An 8,216-nucleotide genomic window follows, 5' to 3' on the forward strand; every position below is an offset into this window, starting at 1 on the left:
CCGGCGTCCAGGAGTTAGTAGCTCCAGGACGCCGGTCTCATTTCGCCCTGCTTCCTGCCGGGCCCACTCCCTGCGGCGCCGGGCTCCCCGGCGGACCGTTGCGCAAGCAGGCATCGAAGTGCAGCATGCACAGGAGTCCACTGGGGATGGCACCATAGAGGGCGGAGCCCGACCAGCAGGTTCGATACAGAAACTTACATTATTTTCCTAGAAGTATCAACCTTGGGTTGTCGCTACCCTGACGCCGCCCGCCCCGTCCCACCCTGGAGTTCACGTGCCCCCACGTCAGTTCGACGGCAAGCGTTTGCGCGCTGCCCGACGGGGCCAGGAGCTTAGCCAGGGTGACTTGGCCGCCAAGGTGGGCGTCACCGCCCCCGCCGTGGCGAAATGGGAGAGCGGGCAGGACCTCCCCAAGGGCGAGAAGTTGCCCGCGATTGCAGCGGCTCTCGGCCTGCCCCTCGATGATCTTTTCCCCCACGATGGCCCGCCGGATCTGCAACTCCTGCGATGCGATGCCGGCCTCAGCATCGCGCAGGCCGCGGAGGCCATCGGCGCGAGTCGCCTGCCGGTGAGCAACGCGGAGAGGGGTCGGCGTCGGCTGAGCGACGCCTATGTGCAACCGCTCGCCGAGGCGTACGGGGTGACCGAAGAGGTGCTCTCGGCCGCCCAGGACCGCTCGTTCGGGCTTCGCCCCGGTGCCTCGGGCGACAATTCGGCATCGGCGCCCCGCACGATCGGCGAGAAGATCAACTATCTCCTGGAGCATGGGTATGTGGGCCAGGAGGCGCCCTCGAACGAGGAAATCGCGCGGCTCGTAAATGATCATGCGGGCGGGCCAGTCCTTGCGGCCGATGACGTTGCGGCCCTCCGCGCGGGGACGACAGCCGAGGTTTCCGAGGTAGTGCGCGCCGGCCTGGCCGAAGCGCTCCAGGTCGACGTTGACCTCTTCCAGGACGATGCCGAGGTCGACCCTGCGGCCCGCGAGTTTCTGGAGGCGGTCCGCTTCCTCGGCTCGATTCAGCGGGGACAGATCCTCGGTCTGGCTGCACGTGGCAGCGGCGGGGGCCTGTCCGCCGAGATGATGGCCAAGATCAACGATCTCGTCGGAGAGCTGAAAGACAAGCTGCCCGATGTGCCGGCCGGAGACTGACGCCATCGGCACACAGTCCTCCTCAGTCTCGGCCTGCGAGGGCTGCGGCTGACATGGACCAACACTGCATGGACATGCCAGCACGAGGGCTGTCGCCACCTTGCCGATAACAGCGAACTGCGGCGTTGCCCGGTGGGGCAACGCCGCAGTTCGCTGTTATCGGCCTCGGCTCTCCGAGGCGCCGGCCTACGCCGCGCTGAGGTCCACGCCGAGCAGGTCGGAGAGGGTGGCTACCGTCGCCTTGGGATCGACGTTGTGTACCCCGGCGAAGCCGAGCTGCTCGGACGCCTTGACGTACGCCTCGGTGTCGTCGACGAAGATGCACTCGGACGCGGGCATGTCCATGAGCTTGAGGGTGATCTCGAAAAGCTCGGGGTCAGGCTTGCGCAGGAGGTGCTGCTCGGAGATCACTACGACGTCGTACAGCCGCTCCAGGTCGTAGCCGTCGTACAGGTCCCACGGGGCCAAGCCCACCGAGTTGGACAGAATGCCCACCTTGATCCCGGCCTTCCGTGCCGCAGCAGCCGCGTTGATGATCAGCGGTTCGGGGCGAAGGTCGCCGAAGATGCGGCCCATCAGGCCCTCGGGGGACACACCCAGCATCTTGCCGGCGAAGTTGTTCCACTCGGTCTGGGAGACCGCTCCGCGCTCCAGGTCGCTGGTGATCCGGACGCCTTCCTCGTCCTTGTACAGGGCTGCGAGGCAGGCGCCCTGCGGCAGGCCCTCGCGCTGCTCGAAGGCCAACACCGCGGGCAGCAGCGGCGTGGTGAGCACTCCGCCGAAATCGAGGATGAGGCCAGTGCGGTTGGACATGCGGGAACTCCAGTGGTTGCTGAGATTTCGGACGCCCATCCAAACGGGACAGCGTCAGGACCCCGGCTACATATGGTGACGACAGTAACTGCGCGTCGCAGGCCAGGGATCACCTTCGGGCGGATCAAGACCTATCTGTCCGCACACCCACGGTACCAAACCAGTTCATGCAGCGGAGGGTGCCAAATGTCACTCGTCGGCCCGCATTCAAGATCGCCTCGGCCCAGCGCTCCGAAAATGACGCCACCCCGGGAATAATCCTGCGGAACTCATCGCGGCTACCGATCCGCTTCGAGCCCAATTCCTGCCGCGTACTTGAGAAGCTCCTGCGCCTGATCATCGGTGATCTTGGAATATGCAGTGCTGATGCGTGCGAGCCACGCGGCTTCACTGTCGGTATCAACGAAAGGCTTCTCGCGCAGAGGGGCGGAAGCGTCCGCACTTGCTGGCGCGGCGTCAACGGCCCGGAGAGCGGCCTTGATCCAGTACGCCTCTGCGGTCGGCTCGGGATCGGAATACGAGGCGGTGGCATCCTCTGCGGCGAACATCAGGTCTCGTGGAGCGTAATAGCGCAGCTTCTCGCAAGCGTCGGCAATATCCTGTGTCCACCGGTCGAGGCGAACGTCGATGGGGACGCGCATCTGCAAGAGTTCTGTGAGGCGCCCCTCAGGTGGATACAGGCTCGTCCCTGGAAATGTCTTCACCAGGTCAAACCAGAGTGGATAGACCCTGGCCAGGGTGCGCCACGCCTTCCACCGGGCTGCGACCACGCGGGTAGTCGGAATGCTTGCTCCGACGGCGACGATCAGAAAAAGCAGGTCCATCCATATGGATTCAGCGCCCACGAAAAACCGTACTGTGGAGGGGCTCAGAGGGAAGGCCACCGCGACCCACAGGAGGCCGGGACGGGCCAGCGAATGGACCAGCCCCATCCACATTGCCATCGCCATCAAACGCAGTCCGATGCGCATGCTCGTGGTCTCGGCCTGTCGCGCTGCCCGTGTCCACTGGTAACCGCAGACCGTGGCCGTGACGAGTGGGAAAGAATAAAACACGGTCATGTAGACCGCGACTCCCCACTGTCCAGCGTGGTCGACGAGGAAATCATCGCTTTGCGCCTTGCGGTCCACCACGGTGAAAAATAGAACCGTGAGTAGAATGACGCCTACAGCCCCCGCCCGATAGGAGACGCGGGCGATCCAGCGGGAGACCGCCACGTGACGGGGCACAACTATCTCTGTGCTCTTCCCGTAGCTGGTGGCTACATAAGTCAGGGCTGCAATGGTCGCTGCTGTGGAGGCGAAGTGTCTCAGCAGGGCATCCAGGTCCACCACTGGGATTCGATCCACAATGCTCATTACTGCCGGCGTGTAGAGCCACAGGGCTACAGCGAATCCCGTGTAGCCGCCCCAGAGTGCACGGCGGTGGGCGTCGCCGTATCGAACTGCGGGGAATCGCCATACGGCGATTGCGGTCATTACTATCGCAGTCAGGTATTTAAAGTATTCGGACATCGTGACCAGTGGCTATCTGAGTAGACTGCAATTCGCCGGCCCGAAGGTCGGCTGGCCGCAGCCTTAATTGCAATTAGGTGGGCTGTGGAGTGAGTTGTGAGGCGGGGAAAGCGCCTCGACAGTCGCCTTTCAACCAGGGCTAACGCATGCGCCGCGGCGGGGCAACTGGGTGGGCAAGCGAGGACTCCAGGAGGCTGACCATGTCATCTCCCGCGATCGACTGACGGCGTGCCAGCCGCTTTATCAGCGATGCCGAAAGCTCGGCCTGCTGCTCCTCGGGGCTGTCAAAGTCCACGCGTCCCTGGATCACCGTCGACGGGAAACGTCGGACCACTTCCTCGCGGACGCGCTGAGGAACGTATCGCTCGATCTCGGCAGGCGTCAGCGTGGTTCCGTGGTCTAGCCATTCGTGCGCGAGCTCATGCAGGATGATGTGCTCGGTTTGATTTCGGCTCGAACGGCGACGGTAGAGAATGAGCGTGAACTTCGGTGCTTTGACCCGGAGACCACATGCCGTGCCCAGCCCTCCATCGAGGTCATCCAGCGGCACTAGCTGAATCTGACGACCCAACACTCCCTCCATGTTCCGCACCAGCGCCTCGACGCTGAAAGGAGAAGGGGTAGGGAGGTCGGCGAGCAGCCTTTCGCATTCCTTCACGAGCGCGCGCTGTGAAGAGTCTCTGCGCCAACGCATAGTCGCTCCATTGAAATGCTGGTGTTCACGGCCAGCTCCACCCCGGTACTCATACGCGAGGCGCTAGTAGTCAGGAGCCTGTGCTTGAGGTGCGCGGCGGCCGGCCGGTCGGCGGCCAGCCCTAATCGTACAAGGAGGAACGGCGAAACGTCCGTTTAGAGAATGTTGCGAAAGTCACGCTACCCAGCGTGATGATTCCAAGATCGAAATTACATGACGGCGTCTTAATTGATCTTCAATGCCCTCTGCTGCCGCACAGCCCCGGGCTGGGGGGTGACGGCTCGCGGTCCCGGTCCCCTTCGACCGTACGGGCGTGCGACCTGCGAGCGAGACCGCCCGCGAGGTGAGGTCGGCCAGGTCGGGCCGGGCGGCCGGAGCGGCCTCCGTCGTGGCTCAAGCGATCCGGGCAAGTGGCGGTGACGGCGCTCTTGGGGGCGCTGTCACCGCCACTTGCCGATGGAGCCCAGTCCGTTCAGCACCGGGCCCGCTAGTTCCACACAGGGATGAGCCTCTTGGGGTTCGGAGTCTTGTTCCCCCTCTGCCCAGGCAGGACCTGGACAGCGGCGAACATCTCGAACAACACCTGACGCTTCTGCGAGAGGTCATACTCGCCGGATAGCCACTTCCTGGCTACCTCGTTGGGCGCCTCCTGCTTTGACTCTGCCGCCAATTCAAACTGCGCGCGCTCCCGTTGAAGCTTTCTGACTTCCTTTTCCAGGGACGGCGCGAGTCGGTAGAACATCGCGTCGCTGATTTCGTCCGAGCTCCACTGCGCTTCCAGTCCGGCGAGCTTATCTGCTTTCTGTCTGAGCTGACTTTCTTTTGGCCACGACATCTCGGGCTTGATGTACGTCGCCTCCGCTTGCTTGAGCTTGGTCAAGACCAAGCGCTCTAGCAGCTTGTCGACCATAGGGCCTGAGATTGCATTATGAGAGCACTTGGAGCAGCTGTACACGTATGGGCTTCTCTTGCTGCTGGCCCTCACGCCCGCTATGCGGGCGTTGCAGACCCTCGTTGTGACCGTTCCATCAGATTTCTCTTCCGGAATCCGGTACTGGCAGCGCAGCAGCGATGAGCCGAGATATTTGACCGTCTTCGGTATGCCGGTGATACTGCGAGTCCCGGAACCGCGGGCCAGGTACGTACTGCCGTCGCCAAACGTCGCACACACTGCTCGCCACTTCTCTGGAGTGGTGACTGTTTCCCATACGCCGACGATCGGGGAGCCATCGTCATCCAGGACGAGTTCACCACGGTTTGCTCGGTAGCCGCAGACACGCGGAGCGGTCATCATTTGCGTGAGAGTCGTCGGAACGATCTCACCGCCGAGAGAACCCGTCAGCTCGCGCTTCTTGGCTTCTGCGCACAGGGTTGTCATCGACTTGCCTTTGATGCGCTCGTCGATGGACCAGCCCAGATACTCGGCCTCTTCCGGCTCCAGCGTCTCCCGGTCTTCCTTCCAGCCGAACGGGCGAGGGCCGCTGTGAGGCAGGCCGTCGAGTATCCGGTCTTGGTGCCAGTCGCGGATGCGACGCTTCTTCTTCAAGGACTCGACCTTGTTGACCACCGCCATGACGCCGGTCTTGAGGATCTCGGCCTCATCTGTGAGATCCATGGGTCCGGACGGGGTGTAGAAGCGCCGGCTCGGAACGAGGGTCAGCGCCTCAACGAGGTCCTCCCAGTCCCGGTCCGTGCGCTGAGCACGGTCCTGGTCCACGACGATGATCCCGTGAACCGGGTAGCCCTCCGGCGTCAGCCCTCGGCGCAGATCCCGAAGCATCGCCTGGAAGTCCGGGCGGACCACATCGCGCTTCGCGGCCGACAGGTCGTTGTCGGTGTACCGGTGGACGATCACAGCGCCGTGCCGAGCCGCGTTCCTGTCGTTGCGACGGTGCTGGTTGGCTACGCCCTTGCCCGCCGCCCACGAAGACGTGGCGGCCTTCTTCTTGTTGTGCTTCCGCCAGTCGTCGGAGATGCGGGAGTACGCGATGAGGAAGGGCTCGCCCGGGTGCAAGCGTGCTAGCTCGTCCGGGGGTGCGAGACCGGCGGGCCTGCCGCGAAGCTCAAGATCGTTCGGCCCTGTCTCCTCGGGAGGAGCGTCGTCCGTGGGTGCCTGGTTACGTGGTGTGCTCAAGTTCTTACTCCTGGCCGGGCCGCTTGAAAGCTGCGCCGGACGGTCTGGATCATGCGACGATGACGGTATGAACCGACTCGCGAACGCGACGTCGCCGTACCTGCTCCAGCACGCCTCCAATCCGGTGGATTGGTGGCCATGGGGAGAGGAGGCGATCAATGAAGCTAAGCGACGGGACGTACCCATCCTTCTCTCGGTGGGGTATGCGTCCTGTCACTTATGCTTCTGTAAGTTTACTGGTGTCATGTGATGGCGCACGAGAGTTTCGAGGATGCCGGGCTGGCCGGGTACCTGAACGAGCGGTTCGTCGCGGTCAAGGTGGACCGGGAGGAGCGGCCGGACGTCGACGCGGTGTACATGGAGGCCGTGCAGGCCGCGACCGGGCAGGGCGGTTGGCCGATGACGGTCTTCCTCACACCCGACAAGGAGCCGTTCTACTTCGGCACCTACTTCCCGCCCAGCCCCCGGCACGGGATGCCGTCCTTCCGGCAGGTGCTGGAAGGCGTGGACGCGGCCTGGCGGGACCGGCGGCAGGAGGTCGGCGAGGTCGCCGCGCGGATCAGGGCCGACCTGGCCGAGCGGGCCGCCGTCTACTCGGCCGGCTCCCACCACCCGCCGGCCGACGCCGACCTGCACCAGGCGCTGGTCGCGCTCAGCCGGGACTTCGACCAGGCCCACGGCGGCTTCGGTGGGGCGCCCAAGTTCCCGCCGGCCATGGTGATCGAGTTCCTGCTGCGCCACCACGCCCGGACCGGCTCCGAGGCGGCGCTGGAGATGGCCGTCCGCACCGGCGAGGCGATGGCCCGCGGCGGCATCCACGACCAGCTCGGCGGCGGCTTCGCCCGGTACGCGGTGGATGCCGGCTGGGTGGTGCCGCACTTCGAGAAGATGCTGTACGACAACGCCCTGCTGCTGCGCGCCTACCTGCACCTGTGGCGGGCCACCGGGTCCGGGCTGTGGCAGCGGGTCGCGCTGTCCACGGCCGACTTCCTGCTGCGCGAACTCCGTACGCCCGAGGGTGCGTTCGCCTCCGCGCTGGACGCGGACAGCCTCGACGAGGAGACCGGGGCGACGGCCGAGGGCGCCTACTACGTCTGGGAGCCGGGCCAGTTGGTCGACCTGCTCGGCCCGGCCGACGCGGCCACCGCGGCCCGGCTGTTCACGGTGACGGCGGAGGGGACCTTCGAGCACGGGACATCCGTTCTCCAACTCCTCACCGAGCCCGAGTCCGAGTCCGGGGCCGTTGCCGAGTTCGGGGCCTTCGCCGAGTACGAGGAGATCCGGCGGCGGATGTTCGAGGCGCGGGCGGCCCGGCCCGCACCCGCCCGGGACGACAAGGTGGTCGCCGCCTGGAACGGCCTCGCCATCGCCGCACTCGCCGAGACCGGCGCCCTGCTTGAGCGCCCCGACCTCATCGAGGCCGCCGAACGCGCCGCCGACCTGCTGCTCGCCGTCCACCTCACCCCCGACGGACGGCTGCTGCGCACCTCCCGGGACGGCCGGCCCGGCACCAACGCCGGCGTCCTGGAGGACTACGCGGACACCGCCGAGGGCTTCCTCGCGCTGTACGCCGTCACCGGCGCGGCCGAGTGGCTCCAACTGGCCGGCGGCCTGCTCGACACCGTGCTCAAGCACTTCACCGACGAGACCTCCGGCGCCCTGTACGACACCGCCGACGACGCCGAGGAACTCATCCGCCGCCCCCAGGACCCGACCGACAACGCCACCCCCTCCGGCTGGACCGCCGCCGCCGGAGCCCTCCTCGGCTACGCCGCGTACACCGGCTCCGACCGGCACCGCACCGCCGCCGAACGCGCCCTCGGCATCGTCGGCGCACTGGCCGGGCGGGCCCCGCGGTTCATCGGCTGGGGCCTGGCCGTCGCCGAGGCCCTGCTGGACGGGCCGCGCGAG

7 protein-coding genes are annotated in these 8,216 nt (G+C 65.7%); 3 read left to right on the plus strand and 4 right to left on the minus strand.

Annotated features, from left to right (window positions below):
• Positions 1-274 precede the first annotated feature (274 nt).
• Positions 275-1,150, plus strand: a complete 876-nt coding sequence (locus BG452_RS06560; RefSeq protein ID WP_188303206.1) for a helix-turn-helix domain-containing protein — start codon at positions 275-277, stop codon at positions 1,148-1,150.
• Positions 1,151-1,336: 186 nt separating this feature from the next.
• Here the strand turns inward: BG452_RS06560 and BG452_RS06565 are convergent, their stop codons facing one another.
• From BG452_RS06565 to BG452_RS06580, 4 genes are all read right to left on the minus strand, one after another.
• Positions 1,337-1,963, minus strand: a complete 627-nt coding sequence (locus BG452_RS06565) for an HAD-IA family hydrolase (RefSeq protein ID WP_188303207.1) — start codon at positions 1,961-1,963, stop codon at positions 1,337-1,339.
• 278 nt (positions 1,964-2,241) lie between these two features.
• Complete coding sequence (locus BG452_RS06570; RefSeq protein WP_188303208.1) at positions 2,242-3,477, minus strand: MAB_1171c family putative transporter; 1,236 nt, start codon at positions 3,475-3,477, stop codon at positions 2,242-2,244.
• Between the two features lie 139 nt (positions 3,478-3,616).
• Positions 3,617-4,171: a hypothetical protein gene (locus tag BG452_RS06575; protein ID WP_223241838.1), complete on the minus strand. Its 555-nt coding sequence runs from the start codon at positions 4,169-4,171 to the stop codon at positions 3,617-3,619.
• Between the two features lie 487 nt (positions 4,172-4,658).
• On the minus strand, positions 4,659-6,305 hold the full coding sequence (locus tag BG452_RS06580) for a recombinase family protein (RefSeq protein ID WP_188303209.1): 1,647 nt from the start codon (positions 6,303-6,305) through the stop codon (positions 4,659-4,661).
• A gap of 67 nt (positions 6,306-6,372) precedes the next feature.
• Between BG452_RS06580 and BG452_RS48025 the strand changes: the two genes are divergently transcribed.
• Complete coding sequence (locus tag BG452_RS48025; RefSeq protein ID WP_411292888.1) at positions 6,373-6,555, plus strand: DUF255 domain-containing protein; 183 nt, start codon at positions 6,373-6,375, stop codon at positions 6,553-6,555.
• Positions 6,555-8,216: thioredoxin domain-containing protein (locus BG452_RS06585; RefSeq protein WP_411292889.1), on the plus strand; the 1,662-nt coding region annotated here is incomplete at its 3' end. The genes BG452_RS48025 and BG452_RS06585, both read left to right, overlap by 1 nt.

Origin of the sequence: Streptomyces sp. CBMA123 (genome assembly GCF_014596465.1) — a bacterium.
Lineage (GTDB): Bacteria > Actinomycetota > Actinomycetes > Streptomycetales > Streptomycetaceae > Kitasatospora.

What these genes read in the sequence shown, in the direction of transcription:
- BG452_RS06565 (WP_188303207.1), bottom strand. Translation starts at nt 1,963, where the DNA reads ATGTCCAACCGCACTGGCCTCATCCTCGATTTCGGCGGAGTGCTCACC.
- BG452_RS06570 (WP_188303208.1), bottom strand. Translation starts at nt 3,477, where the DNA reads ATGTCCGAATACTTTAAATACCTGACTGCGATAGTAATGACCGCAATC.
- BG452_RS06575 (WP_223241838.1), bottom strand. Translation starts at nt 4,171, where the DNA reads ATGCGTTGGCGCAGAGACTCTTCACAGCGCGCGCTCGTGAAGGAATGC.
- BG452_RS48025 (WP_411292888.1), top strand. Translation starts at nt 6,373, where the DNA reads ATGAACCGACTCGCGAACGCGACGTCGCCGTACCTGCTCCAGCACGCC.